Below are 25,402 nucleotides of genomic sequence, written 5' to 3' on the forward strand. Positions count from 1 at the left end.
GAAATGAAAATCTACCCTATTGCAGCGGCCTTACTCTGCATGAATGTATATGCACAAAAGCAAAATACACTTAAGGACAATCAAAAACATCTGCAGGAGCTTTATGCTAAATATGACAAAGACCTTAAAAAGGCCCATAAAATTGCAAAAGCGGCAGGAATACCTCCTAATTTATACAATGAGGAAGATTATAAAAGAACCATGGATCCTGTAACAGGGAGAACAAACTTTGAAGGGCTGGCAAAGGTAAACGAAGATATCCTAACAGGTAAATACCAACCTTCACAGCCTATGTCTTTTATTTCCAGTAATGCCTCTGCTACAAGTAAAATAGTGAATGAACCATGGATTGAAAGAGGTCCGTATAGCGTAGGAGGGAGAACAAGGGCAATCATGTACGACCCAAATGACGCTACAGGTAAACGGGTTTTTGCAGGAAGTGTTTCCGGAGGACTTTGGGTAAATCAGGATCCTTCTGTAGCAGCTAATGAATGGCAGCCATTAAGTACATTCTGGGCGAATACTTCCATTTCAAGTATTACTTACGATCCAAACAACCCACAGATTTTTTATGTAGGAACAGGGGAAGCCCCAACTGGAGATGCAATAGGATCGGGAATATGGAAATCTACTGACGGTGGTACAACATGGACCCAGATTTTCACCATTCCGGTTACTTATTCTTCATCCGGAGTAAGAAACGGTAACTTTTATATTAATGATATCAAAGTAAGAAATAATAATGGAGTTTCTGAAATATATGCCGGAGTAAGTGGTTCTTATGTAGGAATTTCATTTAACGACGGATGGCAGGGATTAAGTCAGGCTGGATTGTACAAATCTACAGACGGAGGAGCTACATTTACAAAAAATAACAGCTTATTAGCTCTTAATACAACTACCGGGGTAACCAGTACAACCGGATATTCCATACAACAGATAGAAATAGGGGCAGATAACGCAGTGTGGGTTTCTACCAGATCTTCCAGGTTCTCAAATATAGATTCCGGAGGACGAATTTTTAAATCTGCTGACGGGAATACATTTAATCAGGTGTATAACGTAGGAAACAGTGGCTCAAGAGTTAATTTTACACTTTCCAGAACAGATGCCAATAAAATATATGCATTCATGCAGGGAGCATCTTCTTCAGAACCTATCAGAATTGCCAAATCTACAGATGGAGGAACAACCTGGCAGGCAACTAATGATGCTGCACCTGTTTTGGCATTGCCTACCGCAGCAGATACAAGTATTCCTGCCAATGACTTTACAAGAGGGCAGTCTTATTATGACCTGATCATTGCGGCAGATCCTCTGGATGATAATACACTGTATATAGGAGGGATCGATTTATATAAATCTACCAATGGTGGAACAAGCTGGACGCAGATCTCCAAGTGGTCCAATAACAATAACATGGCCGCTTTGCAGGTTTCACAGGTACATGCAGACCAGCATGAAATTGTATTCAATCCTTACAATAATTATGGAACAGGGCAAATGATGTTTGGAAATGACGGAGGACTCTATTATGCCGCCAATAAAGCTAATATCGGCGTTGCAGGTGGGTTTGCCTCCAGAAATACCAGGTATAACGTCACTCAGTTTTACTCAGCCATGCTGAACCCGATAAAAACACCGGCTAATGAGGAGCTGCTGGCAGGCGCACAGGATAATGGTTCCTGGTGGCTGTATGGAGTACCCCAGGCAAATAATTTCCTTACCTCTCAATCTGCTACAGGGGGAGACGGAATGTATACCGAGTATGACGATCAGGATAATTATGAAATTGCAAGTTATGTTTACAATAGCCACTATTTATTGACTAACAACTCGTATTACCTTATTTCTACCAGTGCTAACAGAAACATGGGGCATTTTGTAAACGAAATTGCTTTAGACAGAACCAATGATGTTTTCTATTCTTACCGTTCCGGGCTGACACTTTTCAGGACAAGCGGGCTTTCGGCATCTGCAACATCTTTTACTAATAATGTGGTTACAGTGGGAACAGCACAAACAAACGAGCAGATTTCATGGATGAAAGTATCTCCGTATACAACTGCTTCCACAACACTTTTTGTAGGAACCAATCTGGGAAGAATTTTTAAAGTAACAAATGCCAACACCACAGCATATGCAGCAACTTTGTTAACCTCACCGGTAACAGGAACTGTTTCTGATATAGAATTTGGTGCCAACGAAAATGAAATTATCGTAACTTTCTCCAATTATAATCTTACCAGTGTGTTTTATTCTACAGATGGAGGAACAACCTGGCAGAACAAAGAAGGAAACCTTCCTGATATGCCGGTAAGAACAGTACTCAGAAACCCGGACAATCCGAATGAAGTGCTGGTAGGAACCGAAATGGGAGTTTGGGGAACAACTAATTTCCTTGCAACAACTCCGGAATGGGCTTCAGTGACAGGGAATATAGGAAATGTAAGAATTACCAACTTAGATTACAGACCTGTTACCAAAACAGTTTTGGTTTCTACATATGGGAGAGGAGCATGGACAACCCAAAATACAGTACCTGCTTTGTCAACAGCTGAAACTAAATCTAAGAAAGACATGAACATTATATATCCGAATCCTTCAAAAGGAATTTCTCATTTGAGATTTGATACTGCTAAATACAGCAGTGTGGATATAAGCATAGTGGATGGCTCGGGAAGATTAGTATACAGTAAGAAAAATGTAAAGTCTGATGAAGAGTTTGGACAAAAACTCGTACCTGGAAATTATATTTTGAAAGCCGAGTCTAAAGGTGAAATCGTATATAGCGGTAACTTCCTGGTATTGGGACGTACCGGAGGTGATGATGATTAGGAAATGAATAATCAATTGTATTTAATATTATTTTGGATGCTGGCTTCCTGCGGGATGCCGGTATCCTCTTTATCTCAGGATAAGACAGTATCCGTGATGTCTGCTGAAAAAAAAGAATGGATAGGAGGAAGAGCTGGAGTAAGGGGAGCAATATATACTATTAAACTGAAGCAGAAAAATAACAGTGTCATCACTGTAAAAACTTTTAGGGCGGAAGGAAATACCATTCCATTTGTGCAGAAGAATACAGGAAATACAATAACAATAAGCGGAAATCTTCCCTATAAAAATGATGATGATATAAAGACTGCTGATCAGATGCCGGCTGGGTCATCTGTAGAAAATCCTGTTCCGCAAAAATTAAATCCAAAAGACAATTGGATAGAATATACTGTAAAAGGATCACAGGTATTGCATAAAATAAATTTTGAAAAATTTATATCCGTAGAAACATCTGAAGAACCTGCACCTTAAAATTAATTTCAATCTTTGAATAAAAAACTACTTTTTATTTTGCTCTGTTTTCCGGTAATCATATTATTCAGCAATGTGATGTATTCTGTAGTTTCTCATGTTAAAAGAGAACTGTATGAAAAGACACAATACAGTATTGCAAAGAATAATTTCAGGAAATCCGAAACGATCTGTTTTACCGAAAAAGATCTCACTGAAGCAGAATGGAAAGAAGAAAAAGAATTTATACTTCATGGATTTTCCTATGATATTATCCGGATCAGTACAGTGAATGGAAAAAAATATTTTTTCTGTTATATTGATAAAAAAGATATTATCATCAATTCTTTATTAGACTTTTCCAAAAAATTCGCTTTTAAAAAAACATGCTTAAAGCTGCAGATTGACCTTCCCGGTAACAATAAAAGCATCCTTAAGACACCAGGCTTCTTTGCTGTTTTTGAAAAAAAGGAATTCCGTTTTTTTTCAAATCACTTCTTAAAAACCATTTCCAAACATTATAATCAACAGGAAAATACTCATTATTTATCCATTATTTTTCCCCCTCCGGAAATTCATTGATGCTACAATGAAATATGATATTAATGGTAATAAATTTAAATAATGAAAAAATATATAGGCATAGCAGCTTTGTTAGGCTGTACTATTGCACATGCTCAGCAGACACAGGAAGGATCAATTGATGAGGTCAATATCCTTGGAAGAAAAAAAATTAAGCAGGAACGCGCAGAATTCAAAAGACATGCACAATCTGTAGAAACCCTGTCTGAAGAAGATCTTAACAGAAATAATCCCGCAGCAATCGACCAGACTCTATCCACAATGCCAGGACTTCAGGTAGATAAACGGACAAATTTCGGAGGACAGAGGCTCGTCCTGAGAGGATATGGGAATGATCAGAAATTTAATAACTGGGGAGTAAAAGCCTATTGGAATAATATGCCTTTAACCAACGCCGAAGGAATCACCGTTTTGGACGATGTGGATTTTGCTTATGTGACCAACGTTGAAGTGATTAAAGGTCCCGCTGCAACCATGTATGGAGGAGGTGTAGGTGGAGCAGTTCGTTTCTATACGCGTCCGGATTTTACAAAAGGAGCATCAGTTTCAGAAAATGCTATGTTGGGTGCTTTCAAAACCTTTCAGTCAAGAACACAGCTGAATGTTGCCGATGATAACTATTCAATAAGCGCTGCATACGGACATCTTGAAACAGATGGATACAGACCAAACGGAGGCGGTTTGAAAAACTTTTTCAATGTCAATGGTACGGTCAAATTAAGCAAGAAAGATCAGTTAAGTTTCTTTGCAAGTCAGGCTTATTCCTATGAACATACTTCAGGACAGATTTCATATGCTGATTATTATGCAGGGATTGATAACGGAAATACCGCATATATCAGTAAAAATGCCGGCACAAAAATAAAATCCACAAGAGTAGGATTGAGTAATTCCGTAAGCCTTACCTCAAACCTGAGAAATTATACCACTTTATTTTATTATAACGGAAATACAGAAAGTGTTTCAGCAGGAGCATATGGAGTGACAAGTTCCCCTAACGTAGGCTTGCGCTCTACTTTTACCCTGAAAAATGAATTTAAAGACTTTGAAAACCGACTGGATTTTGGGGCTGAGATACAGAATTCTGTTTCTACAACTTCCAGTTATCGCTTCGATGGGACTAACCCGTCACAACCATTACTGACCACAGGCATGTCCGGAGCCTCTTATTTTAAGTATAATAATAATCAATCTACTTATTTTGTGATCGATTATCTGACTTATAAGCCCTGGGGACTTACATTGCTGGCAGGAATAAGCGGTAACAGAACCAACTATGACAGAAAAGACCTTTTTGCTTTGCCGGGGTTGGTCGCCGGCCGTAAGGACCAGTCTTTCAATAAGAAATATGACATGGCCTATACGCCTCACTTTGCCTTACAGAAAGAATGGAAACATCAGATCTTTAATCTAAGCTATAGTGAAGGCTACAATTCTCCTACGGCAGCTTCTTCGTTTATAACGGCCACCAACACTGTAAATGATGATCTGAAACCTGAGCGTGCAAGAATGCTGGATTTCAGTGTACATGGGCTTTTACTCAACACAAAATTAGATTACCGTATTTCAGCATTCAGAATAGACTATTCCGATAAGCTTACACAGCTGCTTTTACCAGGCAATACAAGCGGACAAACGTACTGGGCTAATACCGGAAGTCAGAAAAATACAGGACTTGAGTTTAGCGTAGGGTATCAGTACAGAGCAGAAGATTCTTTTATCGAAAGAATTGTTCCTTTTGTAAATCTTTCTTATTATGATGCAAAGTATAAAGATTTTACAACCATAGCTGGAGGAAAAAAAGAAACTTATGATCACAAATCAGTGGTAGGAGTTCCGAGGAATAAATACGCTGTAGGATTGGATATTTTTACCAAACCAGGATTTTATCTTGTGAATACCTATAATTATCTTGGAAATGTATATTCAGATTTTAACAATGCGAATCTGGTAAAAGGCTTTGGATTGCTTAATTCAAAATTAGGGTTTAAAAAGTCATTCAATAAACTGGATCTGGACCTGTATGTGATGGGCAATAATCTTACGAACCAGACCAACTATACATTTTTATTCTTGGGAAATAATATCAATGATTCAGATAAAGGAAGTAACTACACAGTTCCGACAGATCTTAATCCCGGCCCCGGAAAAGCTTATTTCTTTTATGGGTTCAACGTTAAATACAGATTTTAAATTCAAAAACTTACTCCATAAAGTTTGTGATGATAAAATGCCCTGGTTTTGGCCAGGGTATTTTTATGCCATTAGATAAGAAAGAATAAAACTGATTTTGATCAATTGTTAATTTTCTTTAATAACTTAAAAATATATAGTAACGATATATCATTTTTATATCTTTGTTTATGAAAATGTAGAAAATATAAGATATGATTGATAATTCGTTCGCTGTAAGTAAATTTGGCTTTCTTGGCGCTGATTTTTTATCCGAGCTCGAAAAGCATGCTGTTGTTATTGATATAAAAGCAAAAACAGAAATCATAAGGGAAGGGCAGAAAAATAAATTTGTTCCCTTTTTAATAAAAGGTTCTATCAAGGTTTTTACTCTTAATGATGGGAGAGAACTTATCTATTATTATATTAAACCGAAAGATAGCTGTCTTATGACTTTTTCTTCTATTCTGACGGATTATATCAGTAGAGTATATGCTATTGCTGAAGAAGATTCCAAAGCGATTCTCATCCCTGTTTCTGTAATGCATGAATGGCTGATCAGATTCCCGGAGATCAACAAACTGTTTTACCATGAATATGACCGCCGGTTTTCCGAAGTGATGAATATGGTAAATGATGCTGTTTTTCACAAGTTGGATAAGAGGGTTTTGAATTATATCAAACAGCAGATTTTGTCCACCGGAAACAATCCTATTAAGATCACTCACCGTGAAATTGCCAGCAGTCTGGGAACTTCCAGGGAAGTAGTAAGCAGGGTTTTGAAAAAAATTGAAAGCGAAGGAGAAATTGTTCAGACTAAAGAAGGAATAAAAGTTGCTGTAAATGAAAATGTTAGGATAGTCTAATTTCAATTGTTTGAAAAGTTTATTTCTGTAATTGATAAAAACAATTCGACTGGTGACTTTTATCACCTGATTTTGAATTGGGAACTCAATAAGTTTGTTGTATCATAATTTAATTCAAATTGTATATGACAAAAACTCTCTTATTTTTGTCGGTATTTTCTTCGGGTCTTGCCTTTGCACAGGAAGACCTGCTGAAAGATATCGACACGGTTAAAACCAATACGGAAACTTCACAACCTGCCTTTAAAGCCCTTCAGATTGCTACCGGGCAATCAACAAAACTGGCTGCTAAAAAAGAATGGTATATCGTGGTGGCCCATAGATTTGGAGATGTAAGTGCAGGTTTCAAAGACTTTTTCGGTCTGGATCATGCCTCAACCAAACTGGGAGTGATCTACGGTATCTCAGATGCCATTTCAGTAAGCCTGTCCAGAGAAACAAATATGAAAACGTTTGAAGGAGCCGTAAAATACAGGCTGGTAAGACAAAATGAAAATTTCCCGGTAGATATTGTGGGATACAATGTAATGGCTGCCAATACGGAGCTGAAAAAAGAGACCTATCCACACCTTACATTCAGTGACAGACTTTCTTATCTTACACAGGCATTAATTTCAAGAAGATTCAATGATAAGCTTTCGTTACAGCTTACACCTTCTTTTGTTCATAAAAACCTTTACGAACCTACTATTGAAAACAAAAATCAGTTTTTGGCAGGTTTGGGAGGACGCTATAAAGTTTCAAAAAGAGTTTCTGTGAATGCAGAATACTTTGTGAATTTTGACGATCACAGTTTTTATAAAAACCCACTGTCACTAGGGGTAGATATAGAAACCGGAGGACATGTGTTCCAGCTTTTACTTACAAACTCCCAGATTAATTCTGATATCGGATATCTTACCAATGCCACCGGAGCATGGGGAAAGGGACATATTTTCTTTGGTTTTAATCTTTACAGAGTTTTTTAATATGAAAAAGTTAACATCCTTATTGATATTGTCGTCAGCAGTTATACTGATGGCTTGTGACAGCAGAACTTATGAAGAGATTTCTGAGAATACACCCATCACAGTACCTGTAAAATATACAGCAGATGTAAAGCCAATTGTGGATAACAACTGCATCAGCTGCCATTCTGCAGGAAGCTTTAAACCATTGGTTACTTATGATCAGGTAAAAAATAACATAGACGGAATTCTGGACCGTATCCAAAGACCTAACGGAGACCCCGGGAAAATGCCTCAGGGGGGATCTTTGTCTGCTGCCCAGATCAATATTTTCATAAAATGGAAAGCTGACGGACTCAATGAAAATTAAAAAAAATTGATATGAAAAAATTAGCATTATTAAGCGTATTACTACTTTCTGCCGGGTACGCTTCAGCCCAAAAATACAGTTCCAAGACAGGCAAAGTAACCTTTGAAGCTTCGGTTCCTTTATTTGATGACATTTTTGCCCAGGATGATAATAATATTGTGATTCTGAATGCAGATAATGGTGAAATGGCATCTGTTTCAACCGTTAAAAACTTTCATTTTAAAACCAAATTAATGGAAGAACATTTCAATGAGAGCTATGCGGAATCTGCGAAATACCCGAAAACAACCTTCAAAGGTAAAATTGTCAACTTTGATAAGACAAAACTTACGGCCAGTCCTCAGAAATATACGGTTCAGGGAACACTAAACTTTCATGGGGTAGACAAAGCTGTTGCTTCTGCTGCCACATTATATTCAAAAGATGGTAAGATCTATATGCAGGGTAGTTTTATGGCAAAGCCTGCAGACTATAAAGTGGCTATTCCTAAAATGGTTACCAAAAAAGTTGCTGAGAATGTAAAAATCGAATACAACTATGTAATGGTTAAACAATGAGAAATATAATCTTAGTGTTAGGACTCTTTCTGGGGGTATACCTGTCTGCCCAGGAAAAGGCAAAATCAATATTTGATATTGCCAGAAGCGGAACCATTGCTGAAGTACAGGAGCTGATGAAACAAAATCCGGATGTTATAAATGAGGTCAATGAAAATGGTTTCTCACCACTTATTCTGGCCTGTTACAGAGGAAATATCAGCGTTGCAGATTTTCTGATTGACAATGTAAAAGATGTCAATTATAAAAGTCGTGAAGGTACTGCACTGGCCGGTCTTGCTATAAAGTATAATAAAGATCTGGTGGAACATCTGCTTAAGAAAAAAGCAGATCCCAATATTGCAGATGCCACAGGATATACCCCTTTATTCTGGGCTGTAAAATCAGGAAATAAAGAGCTGATAGAGCAGCTGCTGAAATATAAAGCAGATAAAACAAAGAAAGATTCAATGGGAATGACACCTTTTGAATATGCATTGCAAACCAATAACAAAGAAATAATTAATCTCTTAAAAAATTGATATGAAAAAAACTCTACTAGCGCTTAGCGTACTTCTTGCCAATTTTGCATTGGCGCAGTTTTCGTCAGGAACGGTAAATTTACCGGCAACTTCTATGACGGTGAAATTAGATACGACTCCTACCGGAGTAACGATTACAGTGACAGGTGACAGCAACTCTATGTTAGGAATCGGCTTTGGAACTGTGGGAATGGCTCCGGGATCAGATGGGTTTATCTACAACTCATCAGCTAACAGAGACTATACGTTTATCGGAATGACAACGCCTACTGCTGATGCTGCCCAGGATTGGACTGAAACTTCCAATACTGTATCCGGATCTACAAGAACTATAGTGGCAACAAGATCTCTTACCGGAGGATCGGGGGACTTTGCTATCGCTAATGCCGCGGGAACTATTAATATCTTCTATTCCCGTAAAAGCGGGGGTACTTCTTTAGGATATCACGATGCAGGAAGAGGATACGCAACACTAACGATGACTGCAGCTTCTTTATCAACCAATGAAATTGCAGCCAACAGCAAAAAGGTAAATCTTTACCCAAATCCTGCTAAAGCAACAGTAAGTTTCAAAAACTTTGATAAAATAAAGTCTGTTGATATCTATGAGGCAACCGGCAGAAAGGTAAAATCGGTAAAACCTGAAAGCGAAAGCATCAGTGTTGCAGATTTAAAATCAGGAAGTTATTATGTTGAAATCCTGCTTAAAGACGGAACTACATCTTATGAAAAACTGATTAAAGAGTAATCTCTTCAGAAAAAACACACCTAAATATTTTTTTTAAACAGATACCCCTGATCTTTCAGGGGTATCATTTTTTTACAACATACCAAGTCCAGGGCGGTTGCGGTAAAATTCATATATTTGTGTATATCCGGATTCTTAACAAAAAGCCGCTTTTTAGCTCTATAATTTTTACGCACAATGGAATTTAAAACTTTAGCCAATATCACAACAGATGAGCTTTTATCAGTATTCAATTATTCATTTTCAGATTATGTTGTTCCTTTTCATTTAACGAAAGAGGTGCTTACTTCAAAAATTGCGGCAGAAAAATTGGATATGAATTTATCTGCCGGGGCATTTGAAGATGGAAAACTTGTCGGCTTTATCCTCCAGTCTGAAAAAGTTGAAAATGGGGAAAAGATTATTTACAATGGCGGGACGGGAGTTATTCCGGAAAGCAGGGGTAAGGGATTGGTGAGAAAAATGTATGATTTTATTATTCCCGTTTTAAAAGAAAGAAATGCCAATACATTATTGCTTGAGGTGATTGAAGGAAATCAGCCGGCAATCAGAGCCTATGAAAACCTGGGTTTTACGGTTGCGCGGAGATTACTTTGTTTTAATGGAAGTATTCAGCAGGGAAAAGAAAATGATGAGGTTTCTGTTAAGGAGTTAAGAGATTTAAGATGGGACTTGTTATGTTCTTTCTGGGATATTGAGCCATCATGGCAGGGATCTGTTTTCGTACTGGACCCGATGCCGGAAAACTATATTACCTTGGGTGCTTATGATGGAAATCAGCTCGTTGGGTATATTGTTTATGGACCGGCAGCTAAAAAAATATACCAGTTTGCAGTAGATAAAAATTACAGAAACCGCGGGATTGGCACAAAACTTTTTAATGCCATCAGAGAAAAAAATGGCGGACAGACCATAGCCCTGAATAATGTGGATGATTCCTCGGAAGGTACCAGCAAATTCCTTAGTGAAAAAGTAGGACTTAATAATTGGTTGTCACAGTTTGAAATGAAAAGAACTATTGAATGATCTTTAATTTTGATCCAAAAAATAAACGTTTTAATATACTTTTAATCCTTTAAACTTTTCAGGCAGGAGTATAGAATGTAACTTTGCGGAAAATTTAAAACAATGAAGCGAGGAATCCATTTTTTACTGCTGCTGATCTCTTTTACGACATTTGCACAGCAGGTAAATATTGATACAGCCCAGGTTGTCATCCCAGGAAGACAAAACAGTACCGAAGCACAGTCAAAGCCTTATGTGATTATGATATCTACAGACGGTTTCCGTTATGATTATGCCCGGAAGTATAATGCAGAAAACCTTTTGAAGCTGGCCAATGGCGGCGTAAAGGCTGAAGCAATGATTCCAAGCTATCCAAGCATTACATTTCCTAACCACTGGAGCTTAATTACCGGACTTTATCCATCTCATCATGGTCTGATTGATAATTTTTTCTACGATTACAAGAGAAAAGAAGGATATGCAATGAGCAGTAAGAAAAATGCCGAAGACGGAAGCTGGTATGGAGGAACTCCGCTTTGGGGACTTGCTGAAAAACAGGGAATGGTATCAGCCTCTTTAATGTGGGTTGGATCTGCCAGTGATGCAGGAGGGATGAGGCCTGCTTATTATTATCCGTACCACGAGAAATTCACGCCTTCTGAAAAAGTTGAAAAAGTGATAAACTGGCTGAAATTACCGGAAGATAAAAGACCTCATTTTATTTCATTGTATTTTCCTGAAGTGGATGGAAGCGGACATCATTATGGTCCTGATGCTAAAGAAACTGAAAATGCAGTACACCTGATAGATCAGGCTGTTGGCGATCTTGTTCAGAAAGTAAACGGACTTGGCTTAAAAGATGTCAACTTTATTTTCGTTTCAGATCATGGTATGATCAAAGTAGACGGTGGTGCACCTCTTGAAATTCCGGCTGTTCTTTTTGATAAAAACAGATTCGATTTTTATAATTCCCAGACCTTGCTAAGAGTTTATGTTAAAAACCCGGATGAGGTAAAAAAAGTGTATAAGGAACTGAAAGCGAATAAAACGGATGATTACGAAGTATATCTTGATAAAAAACTGCCAAGATACCTGCACTTTGCAGCCAGAGATGATCAATACAACAGAATCGGACAGATTTTACTGATCCCGAAAGCCCCTAAGATTTTTCTGGAAAAAGGAAAGAAAACATCTGTAGGAAAACATGGTTACAATCCTAAAACTGTTCCGGAAATGAAAGCTACATTCTTTGCGTGGGGACCGGAATTTAAAAATAATCTGACAATCGGAGAATTTGCCAATATCAATGTTTATCCTTTGGTTGCAGAAATTTTAGGGCTGAAAATTGATCAGCCTATAGACGGCAAGCTTAAAGTTTTAAAGGAAACACTGAAAGAGAAAAAATAACCTGCTGATAAAAATATAGTGTAACTTCAGTTTCGGCGCACCTTTGGTGCGCCGAAACTGAAGTTATAAATTGACTTGGAAATTAAAACTGAGAAGAAAACTCCTTCGCAAAATCTTCCAATTTAACACTTCCCGTAACAGGAGAACCGTGATCAATAAAATCTTTTTGCACAACCCCTGTTCTTATTCCTCTGCCCATTTCAACATACAGATGAGCCATATCTGCAGGTAAGCCAGCCTGAAGCATTCCGTTTAAAGATTCTTCATCAGAGAATTCTACCCATGGAAGCTCCGGTTTGCTGACTGAAGTTCCCAGGACTTTTGCAAAATCCGAAGCTGTTCTTACATCACTCACAATATAACGGATATTGCTGGCATTTCCTCCTTTTACCAGTTCTTCAGCCGCAGCTCTTGCAATATCATTGGGATGTACTACCGGTATCTCAACATTTCCAGGATAATTCCCTCCAATGATCCCCGCATTCTGAATTAATGGAATGTCGTTAAAAAAATTATTGTAAAAATATCCGGCTCTTAAAAAAGTAAAAGAGGTGTTTTCTACTTCATTATATAATTTCTCAATATTATGAAGACCTGCGATAGGACCGTTTTCTACGGGAGATTCTGCTCCTACGCTGCTTAACATTACTGCTTTTTTAACATGACTATTCTTTAAAGCTTCAGCATAATTTTTTCCTGCATTGGTTGTGTTTTCCACAATCTTATCCGGACTGATAGCTGGAGGAGTCATTACAAAAACAGCATCAGCTCCTTCAAATGTCTGAGTTAAAAAGTTAACGTCTGTGATAGATCCTATAGCCGGAGTTGCTCCCAGAGATTCAATATCCGGTTTTCTGGCATCAGTGCTGCTTACTACTGTAACAGCATGCCCTTCGGCAATTAATTGTTGGGCTAATGGTTTAGCTACATTTCCTAATGATCCTGTGATTACGATTTTCATATGTAAATATTTTTTTATTTCCGGGAACAAAGTTATATTTGTACTTACTTTTATACAAGTACTTACCCTAAAGTGTGTAGATATGACAGCCATCAAAGAAAGTTCAACCATTCAGGAGAATAAAAAGACGGTACAGGATTGCCCGGTAATGTACGTTATGGAAAGAATCGGCGGATTCTGGAAACCGATTATCCTGTTCAATCTTTCCACCGGAGAAAAAAGATACAGCGAATTGAAAAAAGCAATTCCTGCCGTTACAGAAAAAATGCTGATTCAGCACCTGAAGCAACTTGAAGCAGACGGATTGATTATCAGAACGGCTAAACCTGTAATTCCTCCCCATGTTACTTATAAATTAAGTGAAGCCGGTAATGAGCTTGCTCCCGTTATTGATGCAATGGCTGCATGGGCTTTTCAGGATATGGAAAGGAATGATAACAAATGTGCTGAAGGAAACAGATATATAACCAATCAGGATCAGAATGCTTTTGGCCGGAATTTGAAAAAATAAAAACAGGCGCTTCAATCTGAAGCGCCTGTTTCTGTTAATATTCTATGGAAGAACTATAAAGACTGCATATCAATAACAAAACGGTATTTTACATCGCTTTTCAGCATTCTTTCGTAGGCATTGTTGATATCCTGCATTTTAATCAGTTCAATATCAGAGACAATATTGTGCTTTCCACAGAAATCCAGCAGTTCCTGAGTTTCTGCAATACCTCCGATCAAAGATCCTGCAACAGAACGGCGTTGGAAGATCATAGGTCTCGTACTTACCTGCGTTTCCTGGAATTCACCTACGAATCCTACAAGAACCAAAGTTCCGTTCAGAGACAGCGTTTGCATATAAGGATTGATGTCGTGCTCATAAGGTACCGTATCAATGATAAGATCAAATTTACCCTTTACAGAATCCATCTGTGAATCATCCGTAGAAATTACTACGTGATCTGCTCCAAGCTGTTTCGCATCATCCGTTTTTCCCGGCGTTCTTGAGAATAAGGTAACTTCTGCTCCTAATCCTTTTGCTAATTTAATAGCCATGTGTCCTAAACCGCCCAACCCTACAACAGCCACTTTTGAACCCGGGCCGGCGTTCCAGTGTCTTAACGGTGACCATGTGGTAATCCCGGCGCATAAAAGAGGTGCTACTGCTGCCAGATCCAGGTTTTCTGGTACACTTAAAACAAAATGTTCGTCTACCACTACTTTTTGGGAATACCCTCCAAAAGTATGGCCGCCAAGATGTTTGTCTTTTCCGTTGTAAGTCCCTGTAAATCCGTTTTGACAATATTGTTCCAAATCGTGTTTGCAGCTGTCGCAATGTCCGCATGAATCAACCATGCATCCTACTGCCGCAAGATCTCCTGCTTTAAATTTTGAAACTTCGCTTCCTACTTTTGTAATTCTTCCCACAATTTCATGCCCCGGAACCACAGGATACAAAGATCCGCCCCAGTCGTTTCTTGCAGTATGAAGATCAGAGTGGCATACTCCGCAGTAGAGAATTTCAATTTCTACATCTTTTGCGGTGACTTCTCTTCTTTCAATATTCATTTCTTTCAGATCTGCCGTGGTAGACTCTGCTCCATAAGCTTTTACTGTAATTGTACTCATTTTTTATATTTGGTTTATTTAGGATAATTGTAGTGTTTTTCATTTGTTATGGTCTTGTTGCTTTACCATCCGTTGCCAAGTAAGCCGTTCGGAGTGGAAATCCATAACAATACAAAAGTCGAAACTTTTCAATAAACTGTACTTATACAGATTACCGAATTACTTACCAATTTTACAGACACTATTTCAGTTACACAGGAAAGTGGTAATTTTGAATAGAAATAAAAATATACTTCATGGAAAATCAGGAGGTTGAAATCTATAACAGTGTCTCGGAATATAATAAAATGGCCAATCAGGAAACCCTGCATCCCCTGGTAAGCATCATAGATTTTTCCAGATCCGATCTTATCTGCCAGCATAAAAGAAAATTCGGATTTTATACCGTTTTTCTGAAAGATGTCATGTGCGGAGACATGCTGTATGGAAAGCATAGCTACGACTATCAGGAAGGGACACTGGTTTTCATTGCTCCAGGACAAACCTATGGAATCTATAATAAAGATAAGTTTGTTCAGCCTGCAGGCTTTGCCTTAATTTTTCATCCTGATTTAATAAAAGGAACCAACTTGGGAAAGAATATGAAAGACTATTCCTTTTTCTCTTATGATGTGCATGAAGCCTTACACCTCTCAGAAAAAGAAAGGGAAGTGGTACTGGACTGCTTTAAAAATATTAAGCTGGAACTGGAACAGGCTATTGATAAACACAGTAAATCTTTAATTGTTAATAATATTGAACTGTTCCTTAATTACTGCATGCGTTTTTACGACCGTCAGTTTATTACCAGAGATCACATTAACCAGGGAGTGATCGGGAAATTTGAAAATCTGGTCGATGATTACTTAAAATCCGAGGACCCAAAAAATATAGGCTTTCCCATGGTCAATTACTTTGCAGAAAAACTGAACCTGTCTGCCAATTATTTCGGTGATCTGATTAAAAAAGAACTGGGGATTTCCGCCCAGGAATTTATCCATAATAAGCTTATTGAGGTAGCTAAAGAACAAATTCTGGATCAGGCAAAAACAATCAGTGAAATTTCCTATGATTTAGGCTTCAAATATCCGCAGCATTTTACAAGGCTGTTCAAAACTAAAGTTGGTATTTCTCCGAGTGAATATAAAACCCTGAACTAGTTTTTCAACACGAATAACACAGATTTTTTCACAGACAGCACTATTTAAATCGTGAATATTTGTGCATTCATTAGTGACATTTGTGTTTAAATAATTACATTTAAAGAGAAATGTTTTCACCTTCCAAAGATGACACCAAATCAGCAAGAAACCTTTATTTTTAATACCCGTTTCGGGAGAATTATAGCATTGAAAGAACAAGGGATTATCAGGGCTAAAAGTATTCGCTATGCCCATTCTGAGAGATTTCAAAAACCTGTTGCTTTAAAATTTTCATCATCTGATATTATTTCTCCTGAAAAAACTCCGGTATGCCCGCAGGCTTTAAGTCCGCTTGTTGAAAAAATGATTGGAGCTACTCCTGTTGAAAGTTTTGAACCTGATGAATCTACCCAGTATCTTTCCATAACCCGGCCGGAAATAATCTCTGAAAATGAAAAACTGCCTGTCGTGGTTTGGATCCACGGAGGCTCCCATGAAATAGGCTGTGGTGACCTTGCCACTGCTGATCCTGCTGAATGGGTGAAAGAACAGCATATTATAGTTATTACTGTTTCATATCGTCTGGGGCTTTTCGGCTTCCTGGGAGGAGATGAAAAAAGACCCGCCAATCTTGGCCTTCTGGATATCATTGAAGCATTGAAGTGGATTAAGAAAAATAGTTCAGATCTTGGAGGAGATGAAAATAATATTACTCTTTTGGGGCAATCTTCGGGAGGCGATGCTATCGCCCATTTGATGATTTCGGAGGGAGTGGAAGGTTTATTTCAGCGGGTGATTATCCAGAGCGCTCCTCTGGGCTTACGTCATAAAAGACAGAAAATGTCTGCGGAATTTCTGAAAAAAACAGACGTATTGAAAGATGAGACCGATGTTTTAAAAATGATGGATGAATATAAGACATTCGTTCCTTCAGTGATAAAATATGGTTTGAAAGCAGCAATGCCTTTTGGAACTCAGTATGGATTCTTTCCTTTATGTAAAGAAGAAGATTCGGTGGAGATGTGGAAAAAAAATGCGCGGAAATATGATGTTCTGATTGGTCTGAATAATGATGAAACGGCATTTTATCTCAAGACATCCGAGGCTTTAAATAAATATTTCGGAAAAGGATTGGGGTTGAAAATCATGGATAAAACTGTTGAAAAGACTACAGAATTCATTTATGGAGCTCCGGCAAGGCAGTTTGCAGAAAATCTGGCAGATGCCGGCGGAAATGTTTACCTGTTTAGAATTCATTCAAAATCAGAAGATAATTATATCGGGGCACCGCATTGTATTGATCTTCCTTTAATCTTTGGTAATGAAGCCGCCTGGAAATCTTCCGGATTGCTGAAAAATATTCCCTGGAGCCGTATTCATGAACAGGGTAAAAAACTAAGAGCACTCTGGGCAGAATTTGCACGTGACGGAAAAATATCTGATACCTCCGAAAAGCCGGAAATTCTGGAACTCCGGAAGATGTAACAATACATAAAGTTCACAGGAGCTTCTCATCTTACTCCATATCCCAATCAAATGCGTAAACATTCCTCCTGCGGAGGGGTGGCAAAAATTCAAAGAATTTTTGAAGGGGCGGTAAACCAAGTATCAACACTTGTTTTCCTTTTTTTGATGTAAATTTTATATATTTATATGTGTTTTTAACATAAAATATTTATTCATATTGTGGTTTTTGATGTATATTTAATAACTAAACCATAAAATAATAATTATGAGAACAAACAAAGATTTCAAAGTAAGAAAACTTAACCGCCGGGAATTAAAAAGTTTGAAAGCCGGAGATCTCAACAGAGACAGAGTATGCTGTACTTCCAACGAAGACGGACAATGCTGTGAATGGGCTAAAGATATCTGGTACTGCCAGTATATCTATTGCTAAATCCAGTCTGATAAAATACAAGGCATACATGATAACCATGTATGCCTTTTTATGCATAGAAGTTTATTTTATTCCGGGATCCAGACGCTCACATTTCCCGCCGGAACAGGAAAATTGCCCCAGCCATTTTCATCAATGGTCACCTTGTCTTTACATCGTTTCAGCAAATCTTTGAATTTCTTTCCGGCGTAAAGCTTTCCTACTTCCATGGGTTTATTATAAGCATCTTTATTGCTTAAGACTACTGCACAGCCTGTATGATCATCGTCTCCTGTACGAACCCATCCAAGACAGTTGGCGTCCTCAAAATAATCATGCTGATCACCATATGCATGATCTTTTCTTGCTTTTAATAATTCTTCAATCCCATCTACTTTCGGCATGAATATCTCCTGGTCATGACCTCCTGAGTCTTTATCGATGTAATGGGCACCATACAAATCAGGATAAAATACGCATGGATAGCCATCTTTTCTTAATAATATCAAAGCATAGGCAAGAGGTTTGAACCACGAATCTACCGGAGCTTCAAGGTCCTGCAGCGGCTGGGTATCATGATTGGCCACCAGACTTACAGAATGCATCGGATCTGCCTGGGTAAGAGTTTCATCAAAAATTTTACGAAGATCATAGGAACCGCCTTCTTTTGAAGCATTATGAAAATTATTCTGAAGAGAGCTGTCAAAAAGGCTCATGCAGCCTTCAGTCACTTCAATATATTTCTGGAGCAGATGAAGATAGCCGGGAGCCCAATATTCTCCTACAGCGAAAATATTTTTACCCGAATTGGAACGGAGCAGTGTAAGCCATTCCTTATAGAAGTCGAAAGAAATATGCTTTAATGCATCCAGCCTCACTCCATCAAAATCTGTCTGGTCAAAATACCATTTTGCCCAATTGTTAAGTTCTTCCCTTACAAAAGGATTCCGGTGTTCGATGTCATTATACATCAGGTAATCATAATTTCCTTTTTCATCATGAATCATTTCTTCCCAGTCATTTCCATATTCAGATTGTATTTTATAAATATGGGATTCCATGCCTTCAGCATAATCTACACCACTGAAACAGGTGAAATTCCATTCAAAATCGGAATATTTTTTTCCTCTTCCGGGAAAAGTAAATTTGGTGTAAGATTCAATTTCGATGACATCAGAAATTACTTTTTCCCTGTTTTCTTCATCTACTTTTACTACTTTGAATTTTTCCAGTTCGTCGCCGCCTGCTTTATGTCCCAGAACAATATCTACAATCACTTGTATATTATGTTTTTTTAAGGCTTTAATAGCTTTGATATAATCGTTTTTGGTGCCGTATTTTGTGGGAATGGTTCCTTTTTGATCAAACTCTCCAAGATCATACAGGTCATAGGCATCATATCCGATCGAATAGCCGCCATTTGTACCTTTATAAGCTGGAGGAAGCCATGCAGATGTTATTCCAAGTTTTGCTAAATATCCGGCCTGTTTTTCGGCCTCTTTCCACAATTTTCCGTCTCCTTCAGAATACCAGTGGAAAAACTGAATCATGGTTGGGTTCATACAATTACTGATTTGGTGGTTACAATTTAGTAAAAAAATATGACCTAATCATTTTCAAATTCTTCAAACGGAATTTTTAGTTGAACGGAAATCTGCTTTTTTTCTTCTGTATTCAGATGGGAGAGGGATAGCCCTAGTAAGCGTACAGCCTTATCGAACGGACGAAGTTCCCAGAGTTTTTTCCCGGTATTAAAATACTGTTCGGGGGAAGAAAAGTAATCTTCCTTGGTGATACTTCTTGTGAAAAGAGAGAAATCTTTATACTTTATTTTTAACGTTAATGTCCTTCCGAGAATATTGTTTTTCTGTAATCTCTGATGGAGTTCCTGCGCGAGGCTTTCCAGTTTTTCATTAATCTGCTGTTCATCCAGAAGATCTTCAAAAAATGTTCTTTCCACAGCCACACTTTTCTGAATCCTGTGAGGCTTTACTTCAGAAGTATGAATGCCACGCACCACATTGTAATAATGATTACCGGATTTTCCAAAAATTTTCACCAGTTCATCCAGCGATCTTTTCTTTAAATCTTTTCCTTTATAAATCCCTAAACTAAACATTTTGTTAGCCGTAACCTTTCCCACGCCATAAAATTTTTCCACAGGCAATTCTTCCAGGAATTGTTCCATCTTATCCGGGTGGATTGTTTTCTGGCCATTAGGTTTATTGATGTCGGAAGCTACTTTTGCCAGGAATTTATTGACCGAAATTCCTGCGGAAGCTGTCAGCCCGGTCTGTTCAAAAATCTTCTGACGGATTTCTTTGGCGATAAGGTTGGCAGACTCCATTCCCTTTTTATTTTCGGTAACATCCAGATAGGCTTCATCCAGTGATAAGGGTTCCACAAGATCAGTATACTCGTAGAAAATTTCCCTGATTTTTTTTGAAATTTCTTTATATCTGGCAAAGCGGGGAGGAACAAAAATAAGCTGCGGGCATTTTTCTTTAGCGGTCTTACTGGGCATGGCAGAACGGACACCATATTTTCTTGCCTCATAGCTTGCTGCTGCCACTACACCGCGATGCTGCCCTCCCACAGCGATAGGCTTGCCTTTCAGTGCAGGATTATCATGCTGCTCCACAGAAGCATAGAATGCATCCATGTCCACATGAATAATTTTACGAAGAGGCAAAGAAAAATCCATATACAAAGATATGGATTCCTTTATTTACGGTAAATTTTTTATAGTATGGAAGTTTGAAGCTGGAGGCTTGAAATTAATGAAATCGATAGGTAAATTTATGTCTTAATTATCGAAAACCGATTAGAAAAGTCACAAATTATTCTTAGGACATGAACAACTTCCATCTCCCGTCTTCCTGCTTCCGGCCTTTTACGGTTTCAGTCTCATGGTAAGAAGGTGCGGTTCAAAACCAGCCTTTTCATAAGCTTTTATGGCAGATTCATTCTGAGCATATACATCCAGTCTTACCTCATTTATCCCTCTGGATTTTGACCAGGAAATAAGTTCATCGGTAATCATTTTATTGATTCCTTTTCCACGATATTCAGGTTTGACGTACATAAAACCTAAATAGGTATATTCTTTAAACTGATAATACTCTTTCTCTGCTTTTTTAATCAGGGCATATCCTGATGCAATAATCTCATTATTTTCTTCTGCAACAATTACTGTCGCGTCCGGAGACAGTATCAGATGTTTTAAATCATAATAATGAATCTCTCCTTCAATAAGTGTACTGTTGAAAGGTCTTTCAGCAGTCACAATGCCCTGTTCAAATTCTAAAAGGATTTTTAAATCCTGTTCCGTAGCTTCTCTTGTGATCATGGTGTTATATGAATAAAATTTTAAAACTCATTGAAAGTTGATCATTTCCAATGAGTTTGTATGTTTTTAAAGTTAATGACAATTATTTTAAAAGTTGATCAATGGTTTGCTGAAGTTCAGGATCTTCAGGTGATATTGCGTAATATTTTGCAATGGAAGATTTCTGATCAATAACCATATATCTTGGGATCCAGTTAAGATCTACATAATTATTAAAATCATTTTTCCAGCCTGTGGAAAACCAGTAATTTTCTTTGTGTTTCATATCAAACCTTTCAAGGCTTTTTTCAAACCCTTCTTTTGAACGGTCTAATGACAGAAATACAAAATCGATATTCTTGTTGTGCTCTTCCAGTTCCTTGGCTTTTGGAAGTGCATTTAAACAGTCTCTGCACCATCCGGCCCAGAAATCAATAACTAAAACTTTTCCTTTATGCTGATCAAGAATCTGCTGTATGGTCACACTTTTTCCGTCTTCATCTTCCAGTTTCTGCTGTAAGGCTTCTTTTGAAAATCCTGTTTTAAGGACAGCCGGGACTTTTTGTGAATAACTTATCCCAAAAATTCCCATCATAAAAATTAATATCAACTTTTTCATCTCGTACAATTTCATTTATACAAATCTAAACAATGAATGGCAATCTGAGATTGATTTCTTCGGAATTAGGAAAAATTTATAATATTGACGGACTCTATGGGTAGGAGAGTGGAAATGTGGAAACCGCCCCGGCAAAAATTCTTTGAATTTTTGCCACCCCAAGGGAGGGGAATGTTACGTCTTCAGTTGTAATATAAGGTTATTTCTACTGATAGTTTTTAATTAAGCCTTTTACTACGGCAATTACATTGGGCATTGCTTTGTTGGCGGCATTCAGCACTTCTTCATGGGAAACAGCGAAAGCAATATCCGGCCCGCCAAGATCTGTGATCACTGAAATACAAAAAACATCTATTCCCATATGTCTGGCAACAATGACTTCGGGAACGGTGCTCATTCCTACCATATCTCCGCCAATGGCTTTGATCATTCCGTATTCTGCAGGAGTTTCAAAGGTCGGCCCCTGGAGCGCAACGTAAACTCCCTGGTGTATTTTAATATGCTGATCAGCAGCAGCCTGTTCCGCCGTTGCCATCATTTTTTTGTTGTAAGGCTCGCTCATATCCACAAAACGAGGTCCTAGCTCATCAATATTTTTTCCACGAAGCGGGTGCTCAGGCATCATATTGATATGATCTTTCAGAATAACGATATCTGCAACACTGTAAGCTGGATTTACACCGCCACATGCGTTGGAAAGAATAAGATTTTGAACGCCCAGTAAATGAAAGACTCTTATGGGAAAAGTCACAGTTTCCATGGAATGTCCTTCGTAATAATGGAAACGGCCGCTCATCATCAGAACTTTTTTCCCTTCCAGCTTTCCGTAAACCAGTTTTCCGGTATGTCCGGCTACTGTAGTTTGTGGAAAATGAGGGATATCTTTGTACTCTAAAATATGGATAGGCTCTACTTCATGCTGTAATTTCCCCAGTCCGGATCCTAAAACAACCGCAAAATCAGGAGTTTCCTGAATGATATTTTTAATGAAATCTGCAGTTTCTTTAATTTTTTCTAACATAATCTAAGATGATTTGATTGAATTCTTCTTTCTTATCAATCAGTACATTGATAGGCCAGTAGTAAACAATTTCTCTAAGATAGTCAAAAGTTTTCAGACGTACGTAATCTTTCTCTGTGGTTAAAATCAGCTTATACTCCCCTAATTTTTTATACTCGGCAAGGATTTTTTTAATATCATCATCGGTAAAATTATGATGGTCTCTGAATTTTAAATGTTTCACCCTTTTTGAGAATTTTGCCAGATGCTCCAGAAGCGGTTTCGGATTGGCAATTCCGGTGATCAGTAAAATATCATAATAATTCAGGTTATTGTCCGGAAGCATTTTATCTTTTCCGTATACATTTTCGTCGTAACCGATGGATGAAAAGAATACTTTTTGTCCATGTGAAGGTTTTATTCTTGAAATATAATACCTTTTTGTTTCCTCAGTCAGTTCGTCAGGGCATTTGCTGACCATAATGATATCTGCTCTTTTATATCCTGACCTGGATTCCCTGAGATCGCCGGCAGGAAGAAGGTAATCCTTGAAAAACGGGTCATTAAAGTCGGTCATTAAAATATTGAATCCTGCCTTAATGGCTCTGTGCTGCATGGCATCATCCAAAACGAGGACCTCCAGATCCATATCGCTGATTACTTTTTTGGCACCCGGCACCCGGTCTTCGGAAACCGCAATGACAAAGCGGTTTTTAAAACGCTCAAAAAGCTGCATCGCTTCATCACCCACCATTTTGTAATTACTTTCATAATTGGTTACTTCGTAGCCTTTGGTCAGTCTTCCGTAGCCTCGTGAAAGAACACCGGTTCTGTAATGTTTGGATAAGAACTGGGCGAGATACATCACCATGGGGGATTTCCCGCTTCCGCCCACAGAAAGGTTCCCGACATTGATTATCGGAGTCTTGAATTTTGTCGACTTAAAAATTCCCAGATCATACATTGTGTTTCGGATACCCGTTACCAAATGATAACCAAGGGAAAAAGGATAAAGGTACCATCTTTTCATACGTTTGCAAAAATAGGAATTTTCATAAGCATTGATGTAATATTCTCAAAGACTTTTCAACAAATATTTCGTTAAATTAAAGTATTTTTGTGGAGTTATTACAATACATTGAGATACTTTATTGAATTTTCTTACAACGGAAAGAATTATTTCGGCTATCAGATACAGCCGGATGCTATTTCTGTACAGGAAGAACTGGAAAAGGCGCTGTCTACAATTTTGCGCGAAGAGATTAAAACTACGGGAGCAGGAAGAACAGATACGGGAGTTCATGCCAAAAAAATATTTGCCCATTTTGATACGGAAAAAGAGTTGGATGATCAGCTTCCCCGAAGGCTGAACAGTTTTCTTCCGCCTGATATTTCCATCAAAAGGATTTTTCCTGTAAAAGATGATTTTCATGCCCGCTTTGATGCGACATACAGAACCTACGAATATTATATCTCCCTGGAAAAAAATCCGTTCACTCAGGAATCTGCCTGGCAGCACTGGAAAAGATCTCTGGATGTTGATGCGATGAACGATGCCTGCAAAATTCTTTTTGAATATGAAGATTTTACCAGTTTTGCAAAGTTAAAAACAGACAACAAAACCAATATCTGTAAAATCTACAAAGCAGAATGGGAGCAGAACGGAACTGAACTTAAATTCACAGTTTCTGCCAATCGTTTTCTGAGAAATATGGTTCGTGCTATTGTCGGAACAATGGTAGAAATAGGAACCGGAAAACTGAAGCCTGAGGATCTCCGTAAAGTAATTGAAGATAAAAACCGTAACGCTGCAGGAACTTCAGCTCCGGGACACGGGTTGTATCTGGTGGATGTAGGCTATGAATTTTAAATTAAACAAAAAAACAAATAATCATGTTATCAATTTTTATTCTTATCGGTGCTTACCGGTATTATGCACAATTAGCAGAAAGGTTTGGAAAAACAAAATGGCAGTATGGTGTTCTGGCTATCGGTATTTATTTAGGAACCCAGCTCTTGTTAGGTTTCGCCTACGGGATGTATCTGGGCATTACAGATCCTGAAACCGCAGAAAATGTAAATTATACAGGATTTTCCGCAGTGAATATCGTTGGCTGGTTGATCTCTATTGTTGCCGTTTGGGGAGTTTATAAATTCCTTGAAAATAAATTTATCAAAGAAAGATCTGTAAAACCAATAGTGGAAATTGAAGAAATAGGGAAGACTTCTGAATAAGATCTGAGCATCTCTCATTGACTGGAAGTTAAGTTTATTCTTTAAAATGGGTCGGTATAAATAATCAGGACTGGAATTGACAAAGAATATAAACTGAAGTGGAAGCAAAAGAATGTTTAATATATTCATTTTGTAAATGACAGGTATCTGAAACTTTCTATGACGATTTGCAA

General features: G+C 37.9%; 26 protein-coding genes. 18 read left to right on the forward strand and 8 right to left on the reverse strand.

The window, feature by feature from the left end; translation table 11 throughout:
- Positions 1-3 precede the first annotated feature (3 nt).
- The 12 genes from ACR1PO_RS06065 to ACR1PO_RS06120 all read left to right on the forward strand — a co-directional run bounded on the left by ACR1PO_RS06065 (position 4) and on the right by ACR1PO_RS06120 (position 12,466).
- Positions 4-2,838: a T9SS type A sorting domain-containing protein gene (locus ACR1PO_RS06065; protein WP_433986173.1), complete on the forward strand. Its 2,835-nt coding sequence runs from the start codon at positions 4-6 to the stop codon at positions 2,836-2,838.
- A gap of 36 nt (positions 2,839-2,874) precedes the next feature.
- Positions 2,875-3,312: a hypothetical protein gene (locus ACR1PO_RS06070; RefSeq protein ID WP_433986174.1), complete on the forward strand. Its 438-nt coding sequence runs from the start codon at positions 2,875-2,877 to the stop codon at positions 3,310-3,312.
- Between the two features lie 15 nt (positions 3,313-3,327).
- The gene (locus ACR1PO_RS06075; protein WP_433986175.1) at positions 3,328-3,873 is read left to right on the forward strand and encodes a hypothetical protein; all 546 of its coding nucleotides are present in this window, start codon (positions 3,328-3,330) and stop codon (positions 3,871-3,873) included.
- A gap of 42 nt (positions 3,874-3,915) precedes the next feature.
- Positions 3,916-6,066: a TonB-dependent receptor gene (locus ACR1PO_RS06080; RefSeq protein WP_433986176.1), complete on the forward strand. Its 2,151-nt coding sequence runs from the start codon at positions 3,916-3,918 to the stop codon at positions 6,064-6,066.
- A 194-nt stretch (positions 6,067-6,260) separates the two neighbouring features.
- Positions 6,261-6,911 (forward strand): Crp/Fnr family transcriptional regulator, encoded by a 651-nt coding sequence (locus tag ACR1PO_RS06085; protein ID WP_433986177.1) that lies wholly within the window; start codon positions 6,261-6,263, stop codon positions 6,909-6,911.
- Between the two features lie 125 nt (positions 6,912-7,036).
- Positions 7,037-7,879: a DUF5777 family beta-barrel protein gene (locus tag ACR1PO_RS06090; protein WP_433986178.1), complete on the forward strand. Its 843-nt coding sequence runs from the start codon at positions 7,037-7,039 to the stop codon at positions 7,877-7,879.
- Between the two features lies 1 nt (position 7,880).
- Positions 7,881-8,228: a c-type cytochrome gene (locus ACR1PO_RS06095; RefSeq protein WP_433986179.1), complete on the forward strand. Its 348-nt coding sequence runs from the start codon at positions 7,881-7,883 to the stop codon at positions 8,226-8,228.
- An 11-nt stretch (positions 8,229-8,239) separates the two neighbouring features.
- The gene (locus ACR1PO_RS06100; protein ID WP_433986180.1) at positions 8,240-8,785 is read left to right on the forward strand and encodes a YceI family protein; all 546 of its coding nucleotides are present in this window, start codon (positions 8,240-8,242) and stop codon (positions 8,783-8,785) included.
- Positions 8,782-9,306 carry an ankyrin repeat domain-containing protein gene (locus ACR1PO_RS06105; RefSeq protein WP_433986181.1) on the forward strand — a complete coding sequence of 175 codons (525 nt, stop codon included), beginning with the start codon at positions 8,782-8,784 and terminating at the stop codon, positions 9,304-9,306. Before ACR1PO_RS06100 ends, ACR1PO_RS06105 begins: the two co-directional genes overlap by 4 nt.
- Before the next feature lies 1 nt (position 9,307).
- Complete coding sequence (locus ACR1PO_RS06110; RefSeq protein WP_433986182.1) at positions 9,308-10,054, forward strand: T9SS type A sorting domain-containing protein; 747 nt, start codon at positions 9,308-9,310, stop codon at positions 10,052-10,054.
- Between the two features lie 177 nt (positions 10,055-10,231).
- Positions 10,232-11,080 carry a GNAT family N-acetyltransferase gene (locus tag ACR1PO_RS06115; protein WP_433986183.1) on the forward strand — a complete coding sequence of 283 codons (849 nt, stop codon included), beginning with the start codon at positions 10,232-10,234 and terminating at the stop codon, positions 11,078-11,080.
- A 102-nt stretch (positions 11,081-11,182) separates the two neighbouring features.
- Entirely contained in the window at positions 11,183-12,466 is a 1,284-nt protein-coding gene (locus ACR1PO_RS06120; protein ID WP_332385738.1) for an alkaline phosphatase family protein, read from the forward strand.
- Between the two features lie 82 nt (positions 12,467-12,548).
- Here the strand turns inward: ACR1PO_RS06120 and ACR1PO_RS06125 are convergent, their stop codons facing one another.
- Complete coding sequence (locus ACR1PO_RS06125) at positions 12,549-13,427, reverse strand: NAD(P)H-binding protein (protein ID WP_433986184.1); 879 nt, start codon at positions 13,425-13,427, stop codon at positions 12,549-12,551.
- Between the two features lie 82 nt (positions 13,428-13,509).
- On the opposite strand from ACR1PO_RS06125, the gene ACR1PO_RS06130 reads away from it, so the two are divergent.
- Complete coding sequence (locus tag ACR1PO_RS06130) at positions 13,510-13,938, forward strand: winged helix-turn-helix transcriptional regulator (RefSeq protein WP_332385740.1); 429 nt, start codon at positions 13,510-13,512, stop codon at positions 13,936-13,938.
- Positions 13,939-13,991: 53 nt separating this feature from the next.
- Here ACR1PO_RS06130 and ACR1PO_RS06135 read toward each other — a convergent pair whose 3' ends face one another.
- Positions 13,992-15,047 carry an NAD(P)-dependent alcohol dehydrogenase gene (locus ACR1PO_RS06135; RefSeq protein ID WP_332385741.1) on the reverse strand — a complete coding sequence of 352 codons (1,056 nt, stop codon included), beginning with the start codon at positions 15,045-15,047 and terminating at the stop codon, positions 13,992-13,994.
- 236 nt (positions 15,048-15,283) lie between these two features.
- Between ACR1PO_RS06135 and ACR1PO_RS06140 the strand changes: the two genes are divergently transcribed.
- From ACR1PO_RS06140 to ACR1PO_RS06150, 3 genes are all read left to right on the forward strand, one after another.
- Positions 15,284-16,186 carry a helix-turn-helix domain-containing protein gene (locus ACR1PO_RS06140; RefSeq protein WP_433986185.1) on the forward strand — a complete coding sequence of 301 codons (903 nt, stop codon included), beginning with the start codon at positions 15,284-15,286 and terminating at the stop codon, positions 16,184-16,186.
- Between the two features lie 129 nt (positions 16,187-16,315).
- Positions 16,316-17,653, forward strand: a complete 1,338-nt coding sequence (locus ACR1PO_RS06145) for a carboxylesterase family protein (protein WP_433986186.1) — start codon at positions 16,316-16,318, stop codon at positions 17,651-17,653.
- A 247-nt stretch (positions 17,654-17,900) separates the two neighbouring features.
- Positions 17,901-18,068: a hypothetical protein gene (locus ACR1PO_RS06150; RefSeq protein ID WP_332385745.1), complete on the forward strand. Its 168-nt coding sequence runs from the start codon at positions 17,901-17,903 to the stop codon at positions 18,066-18,068.
- A gap of 68 nt (positions 18,069-18,136) precedes the next feature.
- Here ACR1PO_RS06150 and ACR1PO_RS06155 read toward each other — a convergent pair whose 3' ends face one another.
- The 6 genes from ACR1PO_RS06155 to lpxK form a co-directional block, all read right to left on the reverse strand.
- Positions 18,137-19,609 carry an alpha-amylase gene (locus ACR1PO_RS06155; protein WP_433986187.1) on the reverse strand — a complete coding sequence of 491 codons (1,473 nt, stop codon included), beginning with the start codon at positions 19,607-19,609 and terminating at the stop codon, positions 18,137-18,139.
- Positions 19,610-19,653: 44 nt separating this feature from the next.
- A complete protein-coding gene (dinB, locus tag ACR1PO_RS06160; RefSeq protein ID WP_433986188.1) occupies positions 19,654-20,751 on the reverse strand; it encodes a DNA polymerase IV in 1,098 nt (365 codons plus the stop codon).
- Positions 20,752-20,940: 189 nt separating this feature from the next.
- Entirely contained in the window at positions 20,941-21,396 is a 456-nt protein-coding gene (locus ACR1PO_RS06165) for a GNAT family N-acetyltransferase (protein ID WP_433986189.1), read from the reverse strand.
- Between the two features lie 82 nt (positions 21,397-21,478).
- Positions 21,479-21,994, reverse strand: a complete 516-nt coding sequence (locus ACR1PO_RS06170) for a TlpA family protein disulfide reductase (protein ID WP_433986190.1) — start codon at positions 21,992-21,994, stop codon at positions 21,479-21,481.
- A 205-nt stretch (positions 21,995-22,199) separates the two neighbouring features.
- Complete coding sequence (locus ACR1PO_RS06175) at positions 22,200-23,015, reverse strand: purine-nucleoside phosphorylase (RefSeq protein WP_433986191.1); 816 nt, start codon at positions 23,013-23,015, stop codon at positions 22,200-22,202.
- The gene (gene lpxK, locus ACR1PO_RS06180) at positions 22,999-24,024 is read right to left on the reverse strand and encodes a tetraacyldisaccharide 4'-kinase (protein ID WP_433986192.1); all 1,026 of its coding nucleotides are present in this window, start codon (positions 24,022-24,024) and stop codon (positions 22,999-23,001) included. Before lpxK ends, ACR1PO_RS06175 begins: the two co-directional genes overlap by 17 nt.
- Positions 24,025-24,111: 87 nt before the next feature.
- On the opposite strand from lpxK, the gene truA reads away from it, so the two are divergent.
- Entirely contained in the window at positions 24,112-24,864 is a 753-nt protein-coding gene (truA, locus tag ACR1PO_RS06185; RefSeq protein ID WP_433986193.1) for a tRNA pseudouridine(38-40) synthase TruA, read from the forward strand.
- Between the two features lie 23 nt (positions 24,865-24,887).
- Entirely contained in the window at positions 24,888-25,229 is a 342-nt protein-coding gene (locus tag ACR1PO_RS06190; RefSeq protein ID WP_332385750.1) for a hypothetical protein, read from the forward strand.
- Positions 25,230-25,402 lie beyond the last annotated feature (173 nt).

The sequence above is a fragment of the Chryseobacterium amylolyticum genome, assembly GCF_051011775.1.
In the GTDB taxonomy this organism is placed as follows: Bacteria; Bacteroidota; Bacteroidia; order Flavobacteriales; family Weeksellaceae; genus Chryseobacterium.